This window comes from Streptomyces sp. NPDC026672, from assembly GCF_040638185.1.
Lineage (GTDB): Bacteria > Actinomycetota > Actinomycetes > Streptomycetales > Streptomycetaceae > Streptomyces.
In genome coordinates, this window is the sequence record NZ_JBEZXS010000011.1 from 214,314 (window position 1) to 237,369 (window position 23,056).

The 23,056-nt window shown below is 70.8% G+C and carries 20 protein-coding genes and 1 tRNA gene; 14 read left to right on the forward strand and 7 right to left on the reverse strand.

Features of this window, described 5'->3' with window-relative positions; translation table 11 throughout:
• Positions 1-2: 2 nt before the first annotated feature.
• Genes yidD through rpmH form a run of 3 tightly spaced genes read right to left on the reverse strand, consistent with a single transcriptional unit; the run spans position 3 to position 883 of the window.
• Positions 3-356, reverse strand: a complete 354-nt coding sequence (gene yidD, locus AB0F77_RS15880) for a membrane protein insertion efficiency factor YidD (protein ID WP_361947662.1) — start codon at positions 354-356, stop codon at positions 3-5.
• Complete coding sequence (gene rnpA, locus AB0F77_RS15885) at positions 353-724, reverse strand: ribonuclease P protein component (RefSeq protein ID WP_361947665.1); 372 nt, start codon at positions 722-724, stop codon at positions 353-355. Before rnpA ends, yidD begins: the two co-directional genes overlap by 4 nt.
• 21 nt (positions 725-745) lie before the next feature.
• Positions 746-883, reverse strand: a complete 138-nt coding sequence (rpmH, locus tag AB0F77_RS15890; RefSeq protein ID WP_003956500.1) for a 50S ribosomal protein L34 — start codon at positions 881-883, stop codon at positions 746-748.
• Positions 884-1,257: 374 nt separating this feature from the next.
• Between rpmH and dnaA the strand changes: the two genes are divergently transcribed.
• From dnaA to AB0F77_RS15950, 12 genes are all read left to right on the forward strand, one after another.
• Positions 1,258-3,159, forward strand: coding sequence for a chromosomal replication initiator protein DnaA (dnaA, locus tag AB0F77_RS15895; RefSeq protein WP_361947668.1), 1,902 nt, complete (start codon positions 1,258-1,260; stop codon positions 3,157-3,159).
• Between the two features lie 1,085 nt (positions 3,160-4,244).
• Complete coding sequence (dnaN, locus tag AB0F77_RS15900; RefSeq protein WP_361947671.1) at positions 4,245-5,375, forward strand: DNA polymerase III subunit beta; 1,131 nt, start codon at positions 4,245-4,247, stop codon at positions 5,373-5,375.
• Between the two features lie 140 nt (positions 5,376-5,515).
• Entirely contained in the window at positions 5,516-6,391 is an 876-nt protein-coding gene (gene gnd / locus AB0F77_RS15905) for a phosphogluconate dehydrogenase (NAD(+)-dependent, decarboxylating) (protein ID WP_361947674.1), read from the forward strand.
• Between the two features lie 52 nt (positions 6,392-6,443).
• Complete coding sequence (gene recF / locus AB0F77_RS15910) at positions 6,444-7,565, forward strand: DNA replication/repair protein RecF (protein ID WP_361947677.1); 1,122 nt, start codon at positions 6,444-6,446, stop codon at positions 7,563-7,565.
• Positions 7,562-8,104 (forward strand): DciA family protein, encoded by a 543-nt coding sequence (locus AB0F77_RS15915; protein ID WP_361947680.1) that lies wholly within the window; start codon positions 7,562-7,564, stop codon positions 8,102-8,104. The genes recF and AB0F77_RS15915 overlap by 4 nt, the downstream gene beginning before the upstream one ends.
• 362 nt (positions 8,105-8,466) lie before the next feature.
• On the forward strand, positions 8,467-10,551 hold the full coding sequence (gene gyrB, locus AB0F77_RS15920; protein ID WP_361947683.1) for a DNA topoisomerase (ATP-hydrolyzing) subunit B: 2,085 nt from the start codon (positions 8,467-8,469) through the stop codon (positions 10,549-10,551).
• A 42-nt stretch (positions 10,552-10,593) separates the two neighbouring features.
• Positions 10,594-13,188: a DNA gyrase subunit A gene (gene gyrA / locus AB0F77_RS15925; RefSeq protein WP_361947686.1), complete on the forward strand. Its 2,595-nt coding sequence runs from the start codon at positions 10,594-10,596 to the stop codon at positions 13,186-13,188.
• A gap of 19 nt (positions 13,189-13,207) precedes the next feature.
• Complete coding sequence (locus AB0F77_RS15930; RefSeq protein ID WP_361947689.1) at positions 13,208-13,957, forward strand: DUF3566 domain-containing protein; 750 nt, start codon at positions 13,208-13,210, stop codon at positions 13,955-13,957.
• 124 nt (positions 13,958-14,081) lie between these two features.
• Positions 14,082-14,158: transfer RNA gene (locus tag AB0F77_RS15935), tRNA-Ile, on the forward strand.
• 368 nt (positions 14,159-14,526) lie between these two features.
• Positions 14,527-14,883, forward strand: coding sequence for a PRC-barrel domain-containing protein (locus tag AB0F77_RS15940; RefSeq protein WP_361947692.1), 357 nt, complete (start codon positions 14,527-14,529; stop codon positions 14,881-14,883).
• Positions 14,884-14,977: 94 nt separating this feature from the next.
• Positions 14,978-15,154: a hypothetical protein gene (locus AB0F77_RS15945; protein WP_361947694.1), complete on the forward strand. Its 177-nt coding sequence runs from the start codon at positions 14,978-14,980 to the stop codon at positions 15,152-15,154.
• A gap of 345 nt (positions 15,155-15,499) precedes the next feature.
• Positions 15,500-15,664: a hypothetical protein gene (locus tag AB0F77_RS15950; RefSeq protein WP_361947697.1), complete on the forward strand. Its 165-nt coding sequence runs from the start codon at positions 15,500-15,502 to the stop codon at positions 15,662-15,664.
• A 21-nt stretch (positions 15,665-15,685) separates the two neighbouring features.
• Here the strand turns inward: AB0F77_RS15950 and AB0F77_RS15955 are convergent, their stop codons facing one another.
• From AB0F77_RS15955 to AB0F77_RS15965, 3 genes are all read right to left on the reverse strand, one after another.
• Positions 15,686-17,401, reverse strand: coding sequence for an insulinase family protein (locus AB0F77_RS15955; RefSeq protein WP_361947700.1), 1,716 nt, complete (start codon positions 17,399-17,401; stop codon positions 15,686-15,688).
• Between the two features lie 165 nt (positions 17,402-17,566).
• Positions 17,567-18,523: a hypothetical protein gene (locus tag AB0F77_RS15960; protein ID WP_361947703.1), complete on the reverse strand. Its 957-nt coding sequence runs from the start codon at positions 18,521-18,523 to the stop codon at positions 17,567-17,569.
• 293 nt (positions 18,524-18,816) lie between these two features.
• Positions 18,817-19,158 (reverse strand): DUF6344 domain-containing protein, encoded by a 342-nt coding sequence (locus AB0F77_RS15965; protein WP_361947706.1) that lies wholly within the window; start codon positions 19,156-19,158, stop codon positions 18,817-18,819.
• A gap of 349 nt (positions 19,159-19,507) precedes the next feature.
• Between AB0F77_RS15965 and AB0F77_RS15970 the strand changes: the two genes are divergently transcribed.
• Entirely contained in the window at positions 19,508-19,636 is a 129-nt protein-coding gene (locus AB0F77_RS15970; RefSeq protein ID WP_003999697.1) for a DLW-39 family protein, read from the forward strand.
• Between the two features lie 199 nt (positions 19,637-19,835).
• Positions 19,836-21,281 carry a hypothetical protein gene (locus AB0F77_RS15975; protein ID WP_361947709.1) on the forward strand — a complete coding sequence of 482 codons (1,446 nt, stop codon included), beginning with the start codon at positions 19,836-19,838 and terminating at the stop codon, positions 21,279-21,281.
• Here the strand turns inward: AB0F77_RS15975 and AB0F77_RS15980 are convergent.
• Positions 21,245-22,963 (reverse strand): serine/threonine-protein kinase, encoded by a 1,719-nt coding sequence (locus AB0F77_RS15980; RefSeq protein ID WP_361947712.1) that lies wholly within the window; start codon positions 22,961-22,963, stop codon positions 21,245-21,247. The genes AB0F77_RS15975 and AB0F77_RS15980 overlap by 37 nt on opposite strands.
• Positions 22,964-23,056 lie beyond the last annotated feature (93 nt).

Genomic DNA, 23,056 nt, shown 5'->3' on the forward strand with positions numbered 1-23,056 from the left:
AATCATGCTCCTTGGGCATGGGACGAGGTCTCTGCGGCCGGGCTCGGCGGGACACTCCCGTCGGTGGCCGGTTCGGCGGCGGAGGGCCCGCCCTTGTGTGCACGCCAGGCGTTGCGCAGCATCTCGTGCCATCGCGGACGCTTGCGCGGGGGAACGTGATCCACACCGCCGAGCGACCATGGATTGCACCGCAGGATGCGCCAGGCGGTGAGTGCCGTCCCCTTGATCGCACCGTGTCGGTCGATGGCCGTATAGCCGTAGTGGGAGCACGACGGGTAGTACTTGCACACCGGCCCGAGCAGCGGACTGATCGTCCATTGGTACAGCTTGATCAGAGCCAGCAGTGGGTACTTCATCGCGCGCCCCCTCCCAGCAGCCGTTCCAGGGCGGCGTCCAGGTCTCGGGCCAGCTGTGCATGGTCTGCGTCACCCGCTCCGGGCAGCGCTCGTACGACTACCAGGCTACCGGGGGGAAACAGGGCGACTCGGTCCCGCATCAGATGGCGAAGTCTGCGCTTCACTGTGTTGCGCACGACCGCGCCACCCACTGCCTTGCTCACGACGAAACCCGCACGCGTCGGGGGAGCGCTCTCCCCAGGCGCGTGCGGGTCCGTGGCACCGCTACGAAGGTGGACGACGAGGAGTGGGCGGCCGGCCCGACGCCCTCGTCGTACCGCGGTCGCGAAGTCCTCGCGCCGCCTCAGCCGGTTGTCGGTGGGCAGCACGACGTCACGACCTGATCGGGATCAGGCGGACAGGCGGGCGCGACCCTTGCTGCGGCGGGACGCGAGGATCGCGCGGCCGGCACGGGTGCGCATACGCAGCCGGAAGCCGTGGGTCTTCGCGCGACGACGGTTGTTCGGCTGGAAGGTGCGCTTGCTCACTCGGGGGCTCCAGAAATCAATCGGTGGTGGCGGGTGCCGTCCTGGCTGTCACCGTGCGCCCACGAGAAGCTCGCGTCACGCCCGAGTGCACCGCTTCCCGATCACCCGAAGTGATCTGTGCCCATCGGAGGCAGGCGGCAGCAGCCATCGACAACTCGACCTGGTTACGGTACGCGCGGCTACGCCATCCGGTCAAACCAACGACCCTCGGGAGACACTTGTCCACAGGCTGGGGACAACAACTTGAACCGCACCCGCCCCGCTGACTACCGTGACTGGACTCCGATTCGTTCCCTTATCCCCGCCCGACCCGATTTACATCCCGCCCCTTCCACGAACCACACGTTCGTGGGACCTGTGAGAGAGCGTGCCCTGTGGCTGACGTACCTGCCGATCTTGCCGCAGTGTGGCCACGAGTACTTGAGCAGCTCCTGGGTGAGGGCCGCGGTCAGGGCGTCGAGGCGAAGGACGAGCACTGGATCCGCCGCTGCCAGCCGCTCGCGCTGGTCGCGGACACCGCCCTGCTCGCCGTGCCGAACGAATTCGCGAAGGGCGTACTGGAGGGCCGGCTCGCCCCTGTGGTGAGCGACACCCTGAGCCGTGAGTGCGGCCGACCGATCCGTATCGCGATCACCGTCGACGACTCCGCCGGCGAGCCCCCGGCCCCGCCGGCCCCCCGGGTCCAGCAGCCGCGCTACGAGGAGCCCGAACTCCCGCCCGGGCAGGGCCAGTACGACGGGTACGGCCGGCACCGTGCCGAGCAGATGCAGGGCGGCCCCGCCGAGCAGGGCGGCCGTCCCGACCCGCTGCCCACGGCGCGCCCGGCGTACCCGTCCGAGTACCAGCGCCCCGAGCCCGGCGCCTGGCCGCGGCCCGCGCAGGACGAGTACAGCTGGCAGCAGCCGCGGCTCGGTTTCCCCGAGCGCGATCCCTACGCCTCTCCCTCGCAGGACTCGTACGGCCCGCCGCGCGAGACGTACGGATCGCCGGCGCAGGACACGTACGGCTCGCAGGACTACCGGCAGCCCATGGACCGGCCGTCGTACGAACAGCCGCGCTCCGAGTACGACACCGCGCGCGTGGACTTCGACCAGCGCGACGGCGGACGCCGTGAGCTGCCCGACCCGTCGGTCGGCTCCGGCCAGGCGCACCGGGGCGGTCCGGGAGGGGTGAACCTGCCGTCGCCCGGCGGGCCCGGACCGCTGGGCGCGCAGCCCGCGCCGGCGAGCGGTCCCGGTGAGCCCACCGCGCGGCTGAACCCCAAGTACCTCTTCGACACGTTTGTGATCGGCGCCTCGAACCGGTTCGCGCACGCGGCCGCGGTCGCCGTCGCCGAGGCGCCCGCGAAGGCGTACAACCCCCTGTTCATCTACGGGGAGTCGGGGCTCGGCAAGACGCACCTGCTGCACGCCATCGGGCACTACGCGCGCAGCCTGTACCCCGGCACGCGCGTGCGGTACGTGAGCTCGGAGGAGTTCACCAACGAGTTCATCAACTCGATCCGCGACGGCAAGGGCGACAGCTTCCGCAAGCGCTACCGCGAGATGGACATCCTGCTCGTCGACGACATCCAGTTCCTCGCGGACAAGGAGTCGACGCAGGAGGAGTTCTTCCACACCTTCAACACGCTCCACAACGCGAACAAGCAGATCGTGCTCTCCAGCGACCGGCCGCCCAAGCAGCTGGTGACGCTGGAGGACCGGCTGCGGAACCGCTTCGAGTGGGGTCTGATCACCGACGTCCAGCCGCCCGAGCTGGAGACGCGCATCGCGATCCTGCGCAAGAAGGCCGTGCAGGAGCAGCTCAACGCCCCGCCCGAGGTGCTGGAGTTCATCGCCTCGCGGATCTCGCGCAACATCCGTGAGCTGGAGGGCGCGCTGATCCGGGTGACGGCGTTCGCGTCGCTCAACCGGCAGCCGGTGGACCTGGGGCTCACGGAGATCGTCCTCAAGGACCTGATCCCGGGCGGCGAGGACTCGGCGCCGGAGATCACTGCGACGGCGATCATGGGGGCGACGGCCGACTACTTCGGGCTGACGGTCGAGGACCTGTGCGGCACGTCGCGGGGGCGGGCGCTGGTGACCGCGCGGCAGATCGCCATGTATCTGTGCCGGGAGCTGACGGATCTGTCGCTGCCGAAGATCGGGGCGCAGTTCGGGGGCCGCGACCACACCACCGTGATGCACGCGGACCGCAAGATCCGTGCGCTGATGGCCGAGCGCCGCTCCATCTACAACCAGGTCACCGAGCTGACGAACCGCATCAAGAACGGCTGACAGCCCCTTCCGTGCGGCGCCGAGGGCGCCCCGGGCCTCCATGGCCCGGGGCGCCCTCGGCTTTTCGGGGCGCGCCGGACGCGGCCACGGCGCGCTCGTCTCCCCACAGGCTGGGGACAGCCCCACGCGACCCCGGAACGGCCCCGGAACACCCGCGGAACGCCTCCGAAGCGCCTCCGGTGCGTCCCGGACCGCCTCCGGAACGCCTCCCGGAACGGCTCGCGGTGAGGCTCGGGGACGGCTTCCGGGCGGGGATCGGGGCGCTCCCGGAGCTGGGAGCCCGCCGGCCTCGCGCCGCCCGGTGTTCGAATGCGGCCGAGGTTACGGCCGTCCTCCACAGATTCGGGTACTTTCTTCCGTCCACACGCTGGGGACCACGAAGTTGTCCCGAAACTCATCCACAGGCTGTGCTGTTGAAGGACCATCAGTCCAGCTCAACAGGCTGTGGATTCGTGGACGAACGATCTCCACAGGTTGTGGACGAAGCGGTGATCCACAGGCTGTGCACAAAGTTGTCCACCGGTGCCCCACAGGCTGGGGACCGTTGTCCCCAGCGATCGGCCCGTTCTCCACATCCCTGTCCACTGTTCGGCAACGCGACGCGCCTCCTCACCGCGTCGAGTGAAAGGCGTCACACGAAGTTGCCGGGTTGGGCTGTGGGAAAGCCGGGTAAAGCTGGGGACGGAGCTGGGGAGAAGTGGCCCCTGCCTGTGCACGGGGTGTGCAGAACTTTCTGTTCTCCACAGAAACACCCGGTTGTCCACTGCCGTCACCCACAGGACCGGTGGACAAAATATCGCCTCTGAGCTGCGAAAACGTGGTTATCCACGGTATCCACAGGCCCTACTACTACTCCCAACTAGAGAGAGCTGGGAATCCGTTTCGAAGTGGGTCCTGTGCACAACTCGCTCCGAGCCGCCTGACCGCGTCTCGTCACGACTTGACCCCGAGGGGCACCGACTGTCAGTGCGGTGCGTCAGACTGGTCCCCGGTGTCCTTCCCCTCCCCGGGGCCCACGACACCGAGTCAGACGACGCAGGCGAAGCAGGGCGAGAAGCGCCGGCAACAGCAGGAGGCGGCTTACGGTGAAGATCCGGGTGGAACGCGACGTACTCGCGGAGGCAGTGGCGTGGGCGGCACGCAGCCTCCCGGCCCGTCCGCCGGCTCCGGTCCTCGCGGGCCTGCTGCTGAAGGCCGAGGACGGCCAACTGAGCCTGTCCGGCTTCGACTACGAGGTGTCCGCGCGCGTCTCGGTGGACGCCGAGGTCGAGGAGGAGGGCACGGTCCTCGTCTCCGGCCGGCTCCTCGCCGACATCTGCCGCGCCCTGCCCAACCGCCCGGTGGAGATCTCCACGGACGGTGTGCGGGCGACCGTGGTCTGCGGCTCCTCCCGCTTCACCCTCCACACCCTGCCCGTGGAGGAGTACCCGTCGCTGCCCCAGATGCCGAACGCCACGGGCACCGTCCCCGGCGAGGTCTTCGCCGCCGCGGCCGCCCAGGTCGCCATCGCCGCCGGGCGCGACGACACGCTGCCCGTCCTCACCGGTGTGCGCATCGAGATCGAGGGCGACCGGGTCACCCTGGCCTCCACCGACCGCTACCGCTTCGCGGTCCGCGAGTTCCTGTGGAAGCCGGAGAACCCGGAGGCGTCCGCGGTCGCCCTGGTGCCCGCCAAGACGCTCCTGGACACCGCCAAGGCGCTCACGGGCGGCGACAGCGTCATCCTCGCCCTGTCCGGCTCGGGCTCGGGCGAGGGCCTGATCGGCTTCGAGGGGGCCGGGCGCCGCACGACGACGCGGCTCCTGGAGGGCGACCTCCCGAAGTACCGCACGCTGTTCCCGACCGAGTTCAACTCCGTCGCCGTGATCGAGACCGCCCCCTTCGTGGAGGCCGTCAAGCGCGTGGCCCTGGTCGCCGAGCGCAACACCCCGGTGCGGCTCAGCTTCGAGCAGGGCGTGCTGATCCTGGAGGCCGGCTCCAGCGACGACGCACAGGCTGTGGAAAGGGTCGACGCGCAGCTGGAGGGCGACGACATCTCCATCGCCTTCAACCCGACCTTCCTGCTGGACGGACTCAGCGCTATCGACTCCCCGGTGGCCCAGCTGTCGTTCACGACGTCCACCAAGCCCGCCCTGCTCTCCGGCAGGCCCGCGGTCGACGCCGAGGCGGACGAGGCGTACAAGTACCTGATCATGCCGGTCCGGCTGAGCGGCTGACCCTCCATCCCGCAAAGCCGCAGGTGAGGGCGTACGTATGAGCGCGTATGCCCACAGGTGTGCACGAGCGTCCGAGGTTAGGCTCGGACGCGGCACGCAGGTGCCTCACGTGTCACACCGCAACCTAAGGAACACAGCAGATGGAGCTCGGTCTCGTCGGCCTCGGCAAGATGGGCGGCAACATGCGCGAGCGGATACGCCGCGCCGGCCACACCGTCATCGGGTACGACCGCAACGCCGACGTGGCGGACGTCCACAGCCTGGACGAGCTTGTGGACAAGCTTCCGGCACCGCGCGTGGTCTGGGTGATGGTCCCGGCCGGCGAGCCCACCCAGACCACGATCGACCGGCTGGCCGAGCTGCTGGAACCCGGTGACGTGGTCGTCGACGGCGGCAACTCCCGCTGGACGGACGACGAGAGGCACGCCGAGGAGCTGGCGGCCAAGGGCATCGGTTTCGTCGACTGCGGAGTCTCCGGCGGCGTCTGGGGCCTGGAGAACGGCTACGCGCTGATGTACGGCGGCGACGCCGGGGACATCAACAAGGTGCGGCCGTTCTTCGACGCCCTCAAGCCCGAGGGCGACTTCGGGTCGGTGCACGCGGGCAAGGTCGGCGCGGGCCACTTCGCGAAGATGGTCCACAACGGCATCGAGTACGCCATGATGCAGGCCTACGCCGAGGGCTGGGAACTCCTGGAGAAGGCCGACTCCGTGACCGACGTCCGGGAGGTGTTCCGCTCCTGGCAGGAGGGCACGGTCATCCGCTCCTGGCTGCTCGACCTCGCGGTCGACGCCCTCGACGAGGACGAGCACCTGGACGGGCTGAAGGGCTTCGCTCAGGACTCCGGCGAGGGCCGCTGGACGGTGGAGGCCGCGATCGACCACGCGGTGCCGCTGCCCGCGATCACCGCGTCGCTGTTCGCGCGGTTCGCCTCCCGCCAGGACGACTCGCCGCAGATGAAGATGATCGCGGCGCTGCGGAACCAGTTCGGCGGCCACGCGGTCGAGAAGAAGTAATCCACAGGGTCGCCCCGCGATCCACAACCCTGGGGGAGGTCGGCGCACGACCATGCACGTCACGCATCTCTCGCTGGCCGACTTCCGCTCCTACGCCCGGGTCGAGGTCCCGCTCGACCCGGGCGTCACCGCCTTCGTCGGCCCCAACGGCCAGGGCAAGACGAACCTCGTCGAGGCCGTCGGCTATCTCGCCACCCTCGGCAGCCACCGCGTCTCCTCCGACGCGCCCCTGGTCCGCATGGGCGCCGAGCGCGCGATCATCCGGGCGCAGGTCCGCCAGGGCGACCGGCAGCAACTGGTCGAGCTCGAGCTGAACCCCGGCAGGGCCAACCGCGCCCGCATCAACAGGTCCTCGCAGGTCAGGCCCCGTGACGTCCTGGGGATCGTACGGACCGTGCTGTTCGCGCCCGAGGACCTCGCCCTGGTCAAGGGCGACCCCGGGGAGCGGCGCCGCTTCCTGGACGAGCTGATCACCGCGCGCTCCCCGCGCATGGCGGGCGTCCGCTCCGACTACGAGCGGGTCCTCAAGCAGCGCAACACCCTGCTCAAGTCGGCCGCGCTGGCCCGCAGGCACGGCGGGCGCTCCATGGACCTGTCCACGCTCGACGTCTGGGACCAGCACCTCGCGCGCGTGGGCGCCGAACTGCTCGCCCACCGTCTCGACCTGATCGCGGCGATCGAGCCGCTGGCCGACAAGGCGTACGAACAGCTGGCCCCCGGAGGCGGTCCTGTCGCCCTGGAGTACAAGCCGTCGGCGCCGGGCGAGGCCCACACGCGCGAGGAGCTGTACGCCCAGCTGACGGCGGCGCTCGGCGAGATCCGCAAGCAGGAGATCGAGCGCGGTGTGACCCTCGTCGGCCCGCACCGCGACGACCTGGTCCTCAGACTCGGCCGGCTGCCCGCCAAGGGGTACGCGTCGCACGGCGAGTCCTGGTCCTACGCGCTGGCGCTGCGCCTCGCGTCGTACGACCTGCTGCGCGCGGAGGGCAACGAGCCGGTGCTGGTGCTCGACGACGTCTTCGCCGAGCTGGACGCCCGCCGCCGGGAGCGGCTGGCCGAGCTGGTCGCGCCCGGCGAGCAGGTCCTGGTGACCGCGGCGGTCGACGACGACGTACCGCATGTCCTGGCGGGGGCGCGGTACACGGTGTCCGAGGGAACGGTGGAACGCGTATGAGCGGCGACCAGGCAGGCCCGGAGCCGCGGCCGAGGACGGCCGAGCCCTCCGGCGTCGACCTGGCGCGCGTGGCGTTGCGCGCGGCCAAGGAGCAGGCACGCGCGCGCGGGGACGCGGCCCGGCAGAAGAAGCAGGCCCGGCGCGGCGGTCTGCGCTCCGGCGCGCGCGCCGACGGGCGCGACCCCATGGCACTGGGCGCCGCCATCAACCGGCTGATCACCGAGCGCGGCTGGGAGACGCCGGCCGCGGTGGGCGGGGTCATGGGCCGCTGGCCGCAGATCGTGGGCGAGGACCTGGCCAAGCACTGCGTGCCGCAGCGGTACGACGAGGACGAGCGGGTCCTGGTGGTGCAGTGCGACTCCACGGTGTGGGCCACGCAGCTGCGGCTGCTCGCGCCGACCCTGGTGGCCCGGCTCAACGAGGACCTGGGACACGGCACCGTGCGGCTGATCAAGGTCCTCGGACCCGGTGGTCCGGCCCGTCGCTACGGCCCCCTGCGCGCCCCCGGCAGCACGGGACCCGGCGACACCTATGGGTGACGTACATCACGTATTTGATGCGGCTTCGATGCGGCGCGGCGCCGTGTCACGGGACCGGACGCGGTTGCGAATCGCGTTCCGGCCCCGAAGTAGCCAAGGGTTGACAGCCCGAAGCGCTGAGTGCCGCTGTGAGCCTCTTGGAGACCCCTTCCGCATATCGGGACCCGGCGGAGACCGGTTGAGGGCGGCACATGGGGACTCAGGTACCGGCAAACCCCCATCACTGTCGGCGCTACCGGTAGACTGGAAGCAATCCCGCCCCGAACGTGGGGACCGCCCGGGAAAAGCTGAGCAACGCTGATCAAGGCTTACCAACGCAACATGCCGCAGCCGCTCCGGCAACCTGCCGCCGAGCCCGGCTCGTGCTGTGCCAGAAAGGGCGCTTCGTGGCCGATTCCGGCAACCCCAACGAGAACATCCCGTCCACCGACGCTGCCGTGAGCGGCGCGGTGACCTCGTCGAACGGCGAGGTCACCGCCTCGTACGACGCCAGCGCGATCACCGTCCTCGAGGGCCTGGACGCGGTTCGCAAGCGACCCGGCATGTACATCGGCTCGACCGGCGAGCGCGGTCTGCACCACCTCGTGTACGAGGTCGTCGACAACTCCGTCGACGAGGCGCTGGCCGGCTACGCGGACACGATCGACGTCACGATCCTCCCGGACGGCGGCGTGCGCGTCGTCGACAACGGCCGTGGCATCCCGGTGGGCATCGTCCCCTCCGAGAACAAGCCGGCCCTTGAGGTCGTGCTCACCGTGCTCCACGCGGGCGGCAAGTTCGGCGGCGGCGGCTACGCGGTCTCCGGCGGTCTGCACGGCGTCGGCGTCTCCGTCGTGAACGCCCTGTCCAGCAAGGTCTCCGTCGAGGTCAGGACGGACGGCCACCGCTGGACGCAGGACTACAAGATGGGCGTGCCCACGGCCCCGCTCGACCAGCACGAGGAGACGGCCGAGACCGGCACGTCGGTCACGTTCTGGGCGGACGCGGACATCTTCGAGACCACCGAGTACTCCTTCGAGACGCTGTCGCGGCGCTTCCAGGAGATGGCGTTCCTCAACAAGGGCCTGACGATCAGGCTCACCGACGAGCGCGAGTCGGCGAAGGCCACCACCGGGGCGGACGAGGCGGGCGCGGACGTCAAGGACGAGGTCAAGACGGTCACGTACCACTACGAGGGCGGCATCGTCGACTTCGTGAAGTACCTCAACTCCCGCAAGGGCGACGCGGTGCACCCGACGGTCATCGACCTGGAGGCCGAGGACAAGGACAAGAGCCTGTCCCTCGAGGTCGCCATGCAGTGGAACAGCGGCTACAGCGAGGGTGTGTACTCGTTCGCCAACATCATCCACACGCACGAGGGCGGCACGCACGAGGAGGGCTTCCGCGCGGCGCTGACCTCGCTGATCAACAAGTACGCGCGCGACAAGAAGCTGCTGCGCGACAAGGACGACAACCTCACGGGCGACGACATCCGCGAGGGTCTGACGGCGATCATCTCGGTCAAGCTGAGCGAGCCCCAGTTCGAGGGCCAGACCAAGACCAAGCTGGGCAACACGGAGGCGAAGACCTTCGTCCAGAAGGCGGTCTACGAGCACCTCAACGACTGGCTCGACCGCAACCCGGTAGAGGCCGCGGACATCATCCGCAAGGGCATCCAGGCGGCCACCGCGCGCGTGGCGGCCCGCAAGGCCCGTGACCTCACACGCCGCAAGGGCCTGCTGGAGTCGGCCTCGCTGCCGGGCAAGCTGTCCGACTGCCAGTCGAACGACCCGACCAAGTGCGAGATCTTCATCGTCGAGGGCGACTCCGCCGGCGGCTCGGCCAAGTCCGGCCGCAACCCGGAGTACCAGGCGATCCTCCCGATCCGCGGCAAGATCCTCAACGTCGAGAAGGCCAGGATCGACAAGATCCTCCAGAACCAGGAGATCCAGGCGCTGATCTCCGCGTTCGGCACGGGCGTGCACGAGGACTTCGACATCGAGAAGCTCCGCTATCACAAGATCATCCTGATGGCGGACGCCGACGTCGACGGCCAGCACATCAACACCCTGCTGCTGACCTTCCTGTTCCGCTTCATGCGGCCGCTGGTCGAGGCGGGCCACGTGTTCCTGTCCCGCCCCCCGCTCTACAAGATCAAGTGGGGCCGGGAGGACGTCGAGTACGCGTACTCGGACCGTGAGCGCGACGCCCTCCTGGAGCTGGGCCGCCAGCGCGGCAAGCGGGTGCGCGAGGACTCGATCCAGCGCTTCAAGGGTCTCGGCGAGATGAACGCCGAGGAGCTGCGCGTGACCACGATGGACCAGGAGCACCGGGTCCTCGGCCAGGTCACGCTCGACGACGCCGCCCAGGCCGACGACCTGTTCTCGGTCCTGATGGGCGAGGACGTCGAGGCCAGGCGCCAGTTCATCCAGCGCAATGCCAAGGACGTCCGCTTCCTCGACATCTGAGTCGGTCTCAGCTGACCGCACCAGGAAGGATCCCCACCAGCAATGGCCGACGAGAACACTCCCGTCACCCCTGAAGAGGGCGGCGACCTCGTGATGCGTGTCGAGCCCGTCGGGCTCGAGACGGAGATGCAGCGCTCGTACCTGGACTACGCGATGTCCGTCATCGTGTCCCGCGCGCTGCCCGACGTCCGTGACGGTCTCAAGCCCGTCCACCGCCGTGTCCTGTACGCCATGTACGACGGCGGCTACCGCCCCGAGCGCGGCTTCTACAAGTGCGCCCGCGTCGTGGGCGACGTCATGGGCAACTACCACCCCCACGGCGACAGCTCGATCTACGACGCGCTCGTGCGCCTCGCCCAGCCGTGGGCGATGCGGATGCCGCTGGTGGACTCCAACGGCAACTTCGGCTCGCCGGGCAACGACCCGGCGGCCGCCATGCGGTACACCGAGTGCAAGATGGCGCCGCTGTCGATGGAGATGGTCCGCGACATCGACGAGGAGACCGTCGACTTCACGGACAACTACGACGGCCGCTCCCAGGAGCCGACCGTCCTGCCGTCCCGCTTCCCCAACCTGCTGATCAACGGCTCGGCCGGCATCGCGGTCGGCATGGCGACCAACATCCCGTCGCACAACCTGCGCGAGGTCGCGGCCGGCGCCCAGTGGTGCCTGGAGAACCCGGAGGCCTCGCACGAGGAACTGCTCGACGCGCTGATCGAGCGGATCAAGGGCCCCGACTTCCCGACCGGCGCGCTGGTGGTGGGCCGCAAGGGCATCGAGGAGGCGTACCGCACGGGCCGCGGCTCGATCACCATGCGCGCGGTCGTCGAGGTCGAGGAGATCCAGAACCGCCAGTGCCTGGTGGTGACGGAGCTGCCGTACCAGGTCAACCCGGACAACCTCGCGCAGAAGATCGCCGACCTGGTGAAGGACGGCAAGATCGGCGGCATCGCGGACGTCCGCGACGAGACGTCGTCCCGGACCGGCCAGCGCCTGGTCATCGTGCTGAAGCGGGACGCGGTCGCCAAGGTCGTCCTGAACAACCTGTACAAGCACACCGACCTCCAGACGAACTTCGGCGCCAACATGCTGGCGCTGGTCGACGGTGTGCCGCGCACGCTGTCGCTGGACGCGTTCATCCGCCACTGGGTGACGCACCAGATCGAGGTCGTCGTCCGCCGTACGCGCTTCCGGCTGCGCAAGGCCGAGGAGCGGGCGCACATCCTGCGCGGCCTGCTGAAGGCCCTGGACGCCATCGACGAGGTCATCGCGTTGATCCGGGGCAGCCAGACCGTCGAGATCGCGCGCACGGGCCTGATGGGCCTCCTGGAGATCGACGAGATCCAGGCCAACGCCATCCTGGAGATGCAGCTGCGGCGGCTCGCGGCCCTGGAGCGGCAGAAGATCGTCCAGGAGCACGACGAGCTCCAGGCGAAGATCACCGAGTACACCGCGATCCTGGCCTCCCCGGTCCGCCAGCGCGGCATCGTCAGCGAGGAACTGGCCGCGATCGTCGAGAAGTACGGCGACGACCGCAAGACCATGCTGGTGCCCTACGACGGCGACATGTCCATCGAGGACCTGATCGCCGAGGAGGACATCGTCGTCACCGTCACCCGCGGCGGCTACGTCAAGCGGACCAAGGCGGACGACTACCGGGCGCAGAAGCGCGGCGGCAAGGGCGTGCGCGGCGCGAAGCTGAAGGAAGACGACATCGTCGACCACTTCTTCGTGTCCACCACGCACCACTGGCTGCTGTTCTTCACCAACAAGGGCCGGGTGTACCGGGCGAAGGCGTACGAGCTGCCGGACGCCGGGCGGGACGCGCGCGGGCAGCACGTGGCGAACCTGCTGGCCTTCCAGCCGGACGAGGCGATCGCCGAGATCCTCGCGATCCGCGACTACGAGGCGGTGCCGTACCTGGTGCTGGCCACCAAGGCCGGCTTGGTCAAGAAGACGCCTCTGAAGGATTACGATTCGCCGCGCTCCGGCGGTGTCATCGCGATCAACCTGCGGGAGCGGGAGGACGGGAGCGACGACGAACTGATCGGCGCCGAACTCGTCTCGGCCGACGACGATCTGGTGCTGATCAGCAAGAAGGCCCAGTCGATCAGGTTCACCGCCTCGGACGACACCCTGCGGCCCATGGGCCGTGCGACCTCCGGTGTCAAGGGCATGAGTTTCCGCGAGGGCGACGAGCTGCTCTCGATGAATGTCGTGCGACCCGGTACGTTCGTGTTCACTGCCACGGACGGTGGGTACGCGAAGCGGACCGCCGTCGACGAGTACCGCGTCCAGGGTCGCGGCGGCCTCGGCATCAAGGCTGCCAAGATCGTGGAGGACCGCGGTTCGCTCGTCGGGGCGCTGATTGTCGAGGAGAGCGACGAGATCCTCGCCATCACGCTGTCCGGCGGTGTGATTCGTACGCGAGTCAGCGAGGTCAGGGAGACGGGCCGTGACACCATGGGCGTCCAACTGATCAACCTGGGCAAGCGCGATGCCGTCGTCGGCATCGCACGTAACGCCGAGGCCGGACGCGAGGCGGAGGAAGTCGACGGCGAGGGTGCCGTGGACGAGACCGTCGAGGGTGCCGTGACCACCGGCACGGACGAGGGTGAGGCGCCCTCGTCCGAGTAGCACGAGGAGAGAAGTCATCGTGAGCGGAGCCACGGGCGCCGGATCGGCTGGTACCTCTGCGGGTACGGGAACGGACGGCGGCGGCCGTGGCTCCGCCGCGCGTCCGGCCGACCCGCACACGACCCAGCTGCGCAAGATCGAGCCGGCCACCCCCGACCCTCAGGCAGCCCAGGGGGGTGCCGTGACGGACGCCCGGGGCCAGCAGAACCAGCAGTACGCCGCGGGGGCCGCCGGGCAGGGGGCGCAGGCCGGCTCGCCGCTGCCCGGTGAGCGCATGGCGCAGCAGCCCGCCGGGCCGTACCACCCGCCGCAGGCGTACCCGGCGCAGGGCCCCGAGCAGACTGCGGAGCCGGGCGGCGCCGTGCGCCGTCCGCGCACCGGCGCCCGCACGGCGCCGCGCACCCGCAAGGCGCGGCTGCGCGTCGCCAAGGCCGACCCGTGGTCGGTGATGAAGGTCAGCTTCCTGCTGTCCATCGCGCTGGGCATCTGCACGATCGTGGCGTCGGCGGTGCTGTGGATGGTCATGGACGCGATGGGCGTCTTCTCGACGGTCGGCGGCACCATCTCGGAGGCGACGGGGTCCAACGAGGCCAACGGCTTCGACCTCCAGGCGTTCCTGTCGCTGCCGCACGTCCTGATGTTCACGACGATCATCGCGGTCATCGACGTGGTCCTCGCGACGGCGCTCGCGACGCTCGGCGCGTTCATCTACAACCTGTCCGCGGGCTTCGTCGGCGGTGTGGAGCTGACGCTGGCCGAGGACGAGTGACGTCCCTGGTCGGGGCGGTCGCCGGCATCCGCTGACGGTCCCCCGACAACGGATTTTGGGACTGCCCCGGTCGTGCGCTAATCTTCAGGAGTCAGCGCGCGGGACATACACCGCAGAGCGCGGCGGGGCTATAGCTCAGTTGGTTAGAGCGCATCCCTGATAAGGATGAGGCCACAGGTTCAAATCCTGTTAGCCCCACCAGCGAAAAGGCCCCCGGTCCACTGGACCGGGGGCCTTTTGGCACCCATGAACGCCTGTGAGGACTCGGTCTTGGGGTCCTTGCCGATCACCGTGGAGCGCGGCTCGCGGTCAGGGGGGATGCCTCCGGCGGGGGATCGGCCGACGCCGGGATGGAGGGGCGCCGTTCCCGACCGCTGGTCCGTAGGGGCGTACGGGACGGGAGACGGGGTCACTGGTGGGTCGGCGGGGAGGTGGCGGCCTGCGACCAGGCGTTCTCGACAGCATGCACCAGCGGTCAGAGTACGATGAAGGGGTGGTAAACCTCGCGTAGCCACCTCTCCTATTCGGACGCAGTGCCTGCGGGAGGTACGGGCCACAAGGAGCAAGGCATGATCCATTCAGCCGATATCCGCGAGTGGCGCAACCGGGACGTGATCGACCCCAGGGGACGCAAGATCGGAGCCCTGGAAGCGGTCTACGTGGACACCACCACCGACGCGCCCACCATGGCCACCGTCCGTACCGGCCTGCCGACTCGGCACCGACTGGTCTTCGTACCCCTCGACGAGGCAACGCTGGGCCCCGGGTACGTGAAGGTGGCGCACGGGAGGGGGCTGGTGAGGAAGGCGCCGTCCATGGGCATGGATGACGTCCTGCCGGTCGAGCGGGAAGAAGAGGTCTTCAAGCACTACGAGAGGCCTTACGAGCACGGTACTGGGCACGGGCGCCGCCTCGCACGCCGCTGACCCGCCTTCCTCGCAAGAGCGCCGAGGCCCGACCAGATCGCTGGTCACAGTGGGGGCTCATCGCCGGCAGCAGAGGCTTGAGGATGTACCTACCATGGCGCTTTTCCTGTTCCTGATCCTCGTGGCCATCGTCCTGGGAATCATCGGCGTGGCGGCGGAGGGACTGACCTACCTACTGATCATCGGCATCGTGGTCTTCGTGGCAGACCTGCTCCTGTTCGGCGTGCGCATGCGCCGGTCCCGGGGCTCCCATCGGCGCTCCCTCCGGTGACCCGGACCCGGCCCGCATACGCGATCTTCCCAACTGGTGCTGCAAGCCCGGGAGGCTCACATCCTGTCAGCCCCACCAGCACGAAGACCCCCGGTCGGTCATGACTGGGGGTCTTCGGTGTCCACGGCTGACACCAACCGACCTGTGACGACTGCGCCGCCGACCAGAAACCACATTTCCCGCCGGGCTTCCTTGGGTGCACTAGGTACTGCACAGGAGCACGGTTACTCGGATGCGCCGCTCCCATCGAAGCCTCAGGGCGCAATCGAGTTCTCACCGGCCGACTCGATGGCATGTGGTCCGAGCCGACGGCAGTCACGGAACCAGGCTCAGTGTCCCGGCGTCGTGCTGGGTGCGAAGCAGACATCACCGCTGACCGTCCACCGGGAGCATCAACCAACGCTTTATGTCGTCACCTACCAGCGCTTCCGAGGTGACGCGCTGATGTCCGTGCGTCTGGACATCACCGTCGCCACCACGGAACGCATCATCGGCTTCACCGCCCGCTGACCAAGGGCGAGGGCGGGGTGGTCACATGCGGCGGGTGTGGCGGAGGATGCGGACCGCGGGCCAGGCCAGGAGGGCTGTGACGCCCCACATGAAGGCCGTGATGGTGACCCAGTCCGCGGTGGTCGTCTCGGAGTCGTCCGCGCCGAACACCGTGAAGATCAGGGCGAAGAAGCCGGTGAGGGCGGCCAGGAGGCCCGTGATCACGAGGGTCGCGGTCTGACCGCCCGTGCGACGGGTGGGGGTGCGGGCACCGGGCTCAGCCGCCGGTCGCGGGGACGGCTGGGGCCGACGTTCGCGCGGCGGCAGTTCGACCACCGCCTGCGGTGGCAGCGCCGCGTCCAGCCGGGCCATGGTCTGTGCGTCCACCCCGTGTCGGACCGGGTCCACCTCGACCGTGAGGCCGTCCGTGCCCACCAGCCGGCGTCCGCCGTCCGGCCAGCTCAGCACCATCGCGCAGGACCGGTGGAGCACCGTCACGGCATGTTCCGTGCCGTCCTCGGAGCGCGCCGTCAGACTGACGCCCTCGTCCCCGATCACCAGCGTCGGCCCGTCCCCGCCCACCGCGGCGAACCGCCGCCCGGTCACCACGTACGGCGAACTCGTCGGAGCCTCCATGTACCCGGCCCAGTCCGCGCCGTGCCCGGCCGGCACCTGCATCAGGGCCGTTCCCGCGGCCTCCAGGGCCACCGCGTGCAGCTGACCCGGTGTCACCGCCCACAGCTCGGCCCGCAGCTCGTCCAGGCCGCGCGGCGCGCGTCCGGCGAGCAGGTCCTCCGCCGCGCCGGGCAGCCGCCGTACGGCCCCGTCGGGCGCCGTGAGCGCGCCGTCGGCCCGGCCGCGTACGGCCTCCAGGTCGGCCGGACGGATCCGGCCGACCTGGAGGGCCGCGAGGACGTCGACGAAGCCGCCCAGCACCGCGTCCTGCTTGGCGGGCAGCGCGTCCGCGAAGGCGGTGACGACGGCGAACCCGTCGCGGCGTGAGGTGAGGTCGGTGGCCGCCGTGTACGAGTAGCCGCCCTCCTGGCGCAGCGCACGGGACAGCTCCCGCTCCAGCACGCCCGCGTACAGCCGCGCGGCCGTCGTGTCCGCGACCACGGAGTCCAGCAGCACACCCCCCTTGCCGTCGGAGAAGTAGGCGGGCGTCACCGGCAGGGCCGAGGTGGGGACGGGCAGCGGGTGCCGCGGGCCGTCCGGCAGCCGCAGCGCGAGCCCGGCCGGCAGGCGCTCGCCGGCGATCCACAGCACCGCGTTGCCCCGGGTGAACCGGTCCCGCGCCCACTGCCGTACGTCGTCGGGGCGCAGGCCGCGCACGCCCCACTCCGGGTAGCTGACCAGGCCGTAGCCCTGGGCGCCGTAGCGCCACAGCGGGAGTTGGCCGACGTCGCGGCGGGACTCCTCGGTGCGCAGGATCTCCTTCTCGGTCTCCAGGCGTTCCATGGGCAGGTCGGCGAGGGAGGCGCAGACGCCGTGCAGGTAGGCGACGACCTCGTGCTCGGCGCCCTCGACGTGGAAGTGGGTGAAGCCCGCCTTCGTCGCGCCGTTGAAGTGGTAGTCGGCCAGGCCCTGCCGGTGCAGGGCGAGGTGTTCGACCATGTGCGTGATGCCGGCCCGGCCGAGGGTCTCGTCGGCGACACCGACCCGGAAGACCAGCCCGGCGCGCAGCGGGCCGGTGGTGTGGGCGAAGAGCGTGGGTATGCCGTCGACCTCGATGAGGTGGACCGTGGCCTGGGGGTTCATCTGCGGCCTCTGTACGGGGTGAGTGGGGACGCGGTGGGGCGGGCGCTCGGGGGTGTCATGGGCGTGCGGCCTCTCTGCGGGCGTTCTTCGAGAGCGGGAACGTGGTCGGCGGCGGGGACGTCGGCCACGGTGCGGGCGCGGGGGCGGTCGTCCGCGGGCGGGGCGTCATCCGCGGGCGAGGGCGTCGTCGCGGTGCTTGACGTAGGCCGCGGCCGGATCGCCGCCCAGGTAGGACCAGGGGTGGGTGGAGGCGAGGTTGCCGAGGGCGCGGAAGCAGGCGGCGGCCCTGGCCCGGTCCCCCATGAGGGAGAACAGCGCGGCGAAGTGCCCCTGGACGGAGACCCAGCCGTAGCCGCGCTGGAAGCGGGGGTGCAGGGCGGAGCGCTCGGCCGCCTCGACGAGTTCGGCGCGCACCGGGCCCCGGCGCAGGTACTCCTCGCGCTCCTTGCCCTTCAGGTCGAGCCAGTGCTCCAGGTGCGCCTCGGCGACCAGTCCGCCGTTCAGGGCGCCCTCGGGCGCGTTCAGCAGGCACTCCCGCGCGAAGCCGTGGGCGGCCTCCCAGCTCCCGCCCCACTTGGGGCACAGCTTCTGGAGGAGGGCGCCCTGGCCGGTGAAGTGGTGGGGATGGTGGACGGCGAGACGGTCGTAGCGGCGCCGTGCCTCGTTCTGCCCGAGCTGGAGCCCCATCGCGGTGGTGATGCGCCGGGCCCAGGCCGCGTCGAAGGCAGGGTCGAGGGCGGTGGCCCGGATCAGCAGCCGCTCGGCCTCGCGCAGATGTGCGTGGAGCCCCTCGAACTGCTCGCGGCTGACGTGCTGGGCGCGTGCCGACGTACGGATCTCCCAGCCGATGAACACCTCGCGGGTGCCGAGGACGGTGAGCGCGAGGACGTCGCCCGGCGCGGCGGCGAGGACGTCGCGCATCCAGTGCTCGACCCGGGGCGCCTCGGCCAGCACGCCCACGGCGAAGCTGCGGTTGGTGCCGGGCGGAAGGCCGTCCACGTACTGCCGTACGGAGGCCCAGTCCCACGCGGCGGCGGCCTGCCGGAGCCAGGCGGCCTCGGGGAAGGCGGCGGCCACGTCGAAGTCCGGGGGCTGCGGTGACGAGGGGGAGGGATGCGACATGCGGCGGATACTAGGCGAGTCCCGCGACACCGTGACGGGCAGGGAATACCAGGTCAGAGGCGGTGAAAAGACAACCGTCGCTTGACCGTTCCCCTACCGTCCGGACAACTCACGTTCACCCGGGGCGTTCATGCGCGCGCCCCCCGGCCCTGTGTGGCCGGGGGTTCGTCGCGTGGAGGGCGTGCACAAGTCGCTGTCACTGCTTGCGCTGCCCGTTCTGCGTTACGTCCGGTGGTGCTGTTCTGCGTTACGTCGGGTGCTGCTGTGCTTCGGTGCTTCGGTGCCCGGCCCTGTCAGCAGTTGAGGAGGGCCGCCGACTCGGGTGAGGTGTCCTGCTCGGTGTCGTTCAGCGGGCGGTGGCGGCAACTGGGGGTCTTGCCGTGGGCCTCGGCCCGGATGCGTTGCTTCATCGTGGGCGGCAGTGCCCTGGCGGCGGTCCAGGACCAGTGGGGCGGTGTCGCCGGTGCGGCGGGTGCCGCCGGGACGCTCACCGCCTCGGTCTCGGTCTCGTTCTGCGGTGTCGCTGCCGCGGCGGCGGTCGTGGCGGTCGTGGTGACCAGTCCGAGCGCCGTGCACAGCGCGAGGAAGGCGGTGACGAAGGCCGTCCACAGTTTCATGACCTTGTTCCGGGCCATGGACCCTCACTTTCAGGTTGGGCGATTTGCGTACTTTCCTCATCATGTGTATGAGGGCTGCGAAGTGGTGGACCTCGGCCCGTGGCGCGTCGATGTTCAGATCAACACCACTCGGATGGGTGCACAGGGGATCGAAAGCTCCGGAAAAGGGATGGTTCATAGCGAAGAGTGGCGCAAAGTGACCGTCCGTGGGGGTGTGATCACCCTCCGATCGGAGCGGCGACACCCGCCCCGACTGCGCTCCCGCGGGCGGGAGTTGGGCCCCGACGCAGGTCACCGACCGATATCGGGCGGTGTGTATAGTCGGGCGCCAGAGGTCCCCAACGTCAAAGAAAGACGAGGTCGCGCGGTGAAGAAGCTTCTCCTGGTCGCACTGGCCGCCATCGGCGGGCTCCTCGTGTACCGCCAGATCCAGGCGGATCGCGCCGAGCAGGATCTGTGGACGGAGGCGACTGACTCCGTGCCCACGGGTTCGTGAGTACCGATACCGGAATCTGATCAGACCCCGGCCGCCCTCGCGGTCGGGGTTTTGTGTTGCCCGGGTTCTCGCGTCGACCGGGCCCGCTCGACTTGCGCGACGGCCGGGGCGGGTGTTTCGGACGACCGCGCCGAATGCGCGGGTGGCGCCGCACGGGCCGGGGCAGGATGGCCCCGGCCGGTGCGCGGACGGTGGGACGGTGCGCTCAGGGCACTCGTACGGCAGCAGTCCGGGAGACGACGACCAGGAGTGGCGCGTGATGGGGCGGTGGTGTACGGCGCGGTGGCGGGCCGGGGCTCGGCGCTGCCGCCGGCTCTCGGCGGGCGCCGCGCGCGGCACCGTGGTAGGAGGGGTGCTGTGCCTCGTCGCGGCCCTGCCGGGCGCGGGCGCGGCGGCCTCCGGCACCCCGGGCGGCTACGCCTTCGCCCCGGACGCGCGGCTCGTCGCCGGGGCGAGCGGCGGCGCGGACGCCGTACGGCTGGAGCCCGGCCGCACCTACCGCAGCTCGATCCTCCCGGGCAGCACCCTCTCCTACCGTCTGGAGCTCGACGCCGGGGCCACCGCGTACGTCCCCGTCACCGCCGTACCGCCCGCCGACGCCACCGTCTCGGCGACCGACGGGGTCCGGGTGCGGATGCAGGACGAGGACGGCGACGCCTGCTCCTACGCGTCCGCGCGCTTCGGCGCCGGGCTGAGCCCCCGCCCGGTCACCGCGCTCGCGACGCGCGAGACCGGCCGGACGCAGTGCGCGGAGGCGGGCACGTACTACGTCGTCGTCGAACGGGTCGCCTCCGGCGTGTCGGACGCCGCGCCCGCGGGCCCCTGGGACCTGGAGCTCGCCCCGGTCACCGAGCCGGGCCTCGTGCGGGCCGGGGCCACCGAGGCGCCGGGCGCCTGGGACTCCGCCACGCCCGGGGCCCTCGCCGGTGAGCCCCGGCGCCGGGACGGCGGAGCCGGCTTCGCCTCCGCGCGGACCCTCGGCCGGGGCGTCTGGCGGGCCGACGCCGAGCCCGGCGGCACCCTCTTCTACAAGGTCCCGGTCGACTGGGGACAGCGCCTGCACGCCACTGCCGAACTGGGCGGGACCACCGGTGACGGCGGCGGTGACGGTGTCCGTGGCGGGTACGTCAGCGGGGCGCTGAACCTCTCGCTCTACAACCCCGTGCGCGGAGACGTCGACGACACGACCCTCTCCTACAGCGGCACCCCGAGGACGGTCGCCCTGCACGCCCTGCCGCCCGTCGAGTACCGCAACCGGTACGGCATCCCCGACGAGGTGCGCGGCACGCGCTTCGCCGGCGACTACTACCTGGTCGTGCACCTCAACGGGCGGATGGCGGAGACGTTCGGCCCGGGGCCGTACGCGCTGACGCTGCGGGTGCGGGTGGACGGGGCGCCGCACTCCGCGCCGGGGTACGCCGGGGCGTCCGAGCCGCGCGGCCTCTTCGAGGTCACGGCCGCCGACCGGGCCGCCGCGGGCACGGGCGGCGATGGCGGTGCCGGTGCCACGGGGATGCGGGTGCTCGCCGCGGCCGGGATCGGTACGGGCAGCGCGCTGCTGGTGGGGCTCGGCGTGTGGACGGCGGTCGTCCGGCGCCGGGCCGGGGCTCAGACGCGGACCAGCGCCCAGAAGCCGACGGCGTAGCAGGCCAGCGCGAGGAAGAGGATCGGCACGACCGCCTTCACCGGGGGACCGGGTCGCCGCCGCGCCCGCGCCCGATGCCCTGCCCGACGCGCGGGTTGCTCCCGGGGGGACGGGGCCGTGTACGCGGCGGTGTAGGAGGCGGTGGCGCCGGAGGGATCCGCCGGGGGCGGCGGGACGGGGAGGGGAACGGGGGTGGCGACGGGCGTCGGGAAGGTTGGTGGCGTCGGCGTCGGTGTGGGTGTGTGCGGCGGAGTGGGGGCCGGGGCGGTTGCCGGCGTAGGCGTAGGTGTCGGTGTGTGGGGGTGCGGGGAGTGCTGGGGGCTGTGGGGGATGCGCGGTTCGACGGCCTGGGGTGGGGGGAGGTGGAAGCTTCCGGTGTCGGACATGGTGGACGGCGGCCGGGGAGCGTGGGCGTCCGGCGGCGTCCCTGAGCTCGGCCCCAGGTCCACTTCTGGGCCCGCCCCGAGGTCTCTTCCCGAAGCAGCCCCAGAGCCTGGCCCCGGTCTCGCCCCCGGCTCGGTCCCGGAGGCCGCCCCTGGGCCCGTCTCCGATCCCGGTACTGGATTCGTTCCGAAACCTGCCCCGAAACCCGCCCCGAAACCTGCCCCGGGACCTGCCCCCGGCTCCGTCCCTGATCCCGCCCCTGGGCCCATCCCCGAAGCCGTCCCTGGCCCTGCCCCCGAGCCCGCCCCCGAAGGCGTCCCTGGCCCTGCCCCCGAGCCCGCCCCCCTGGACCCCTCCGCCCCCAAGGGGGCCTCCGCGGCGCGGCCGTAGGGCTCGACGTGCACCCCCGATGCCCTCTTCAGTGGGCCCGACGGGCCGAAGTCGGGTGGTAGGGGGCCTATCTGGTCGAAGATTTCGACGTGTTCGTCGTCGGCGCCGGGCTCGGGAAGGAGTTCCGTGGCCGCGGCCAGCGCCTTGCGGGCTCCCGTCGCCGTACGGAAGCGGGCGTGGGGATCGGGCTGGAGCAGGGTGGCGACGACCTGCCAGAGCGGGTCCGGGATGCCCTTGGGCGCGTTCGGGGTGCCGTGTTCGGCGAAGTACTCGATGAGCGCCTTCGCATCCGGCTTGGCGCCCTCCAGCAGATACAGCGCGACCAGGCCCACGGCGAACAGGTCGGCGGGGAAGTCGGGTTCGGCGCCCAGCATCTGCTCCGGTGCCAGATAACCGGGCGTGCCCACGACCAGGTCGGTCTCGGTCAGCCGCGGTTCCCCGAGCCGCATGGCGATGCCGAAGTCGGACAGCCGCAGCCGCGGCCGGCCCGTACCGGTCGCCTCCAGAAGGACGTTGGCGGGTTTGACGTCCCGGTGCACCACCCCCTCCTCGTGCACCGCGGCCAGCCCGGACAGGAGTTGGTCGAGCAGGGTGCACACGAACCCGGGCGGCAGGGGACCGTAGTCCCCGACGAGGTGGACCAGCGAGCCGCCGGCGACCAGGTCCATCGTGAACAGGACCTTGTCGTCGTCGGCGGCCCAACTGGCCGGTGCGAGTACGTGGGGGTGGTCGATCCGGAGCGCCTGCTCCCGCACGAAGCGCAGGAGCGAGTGGGCGTCGCGCTGCTGGAGCACCTTGGCCGCCACGTAACGGCGGCGTCGGTGGTCCCAGGCGCGCCAGACGGCGCCGACCCCGCCGCGTCCGATCGGGTCGGCCAGTTCGTAGCGGCCGGCGAAGACCTCACCCATGGCTGTCCGTCGCTCCTCCCCCTGTGGTGACCCCCCTTGCTTCCCCCGCGATGAGCGATACGACCCCTCCTGTGCCCCTGCCCGTCCGGGACC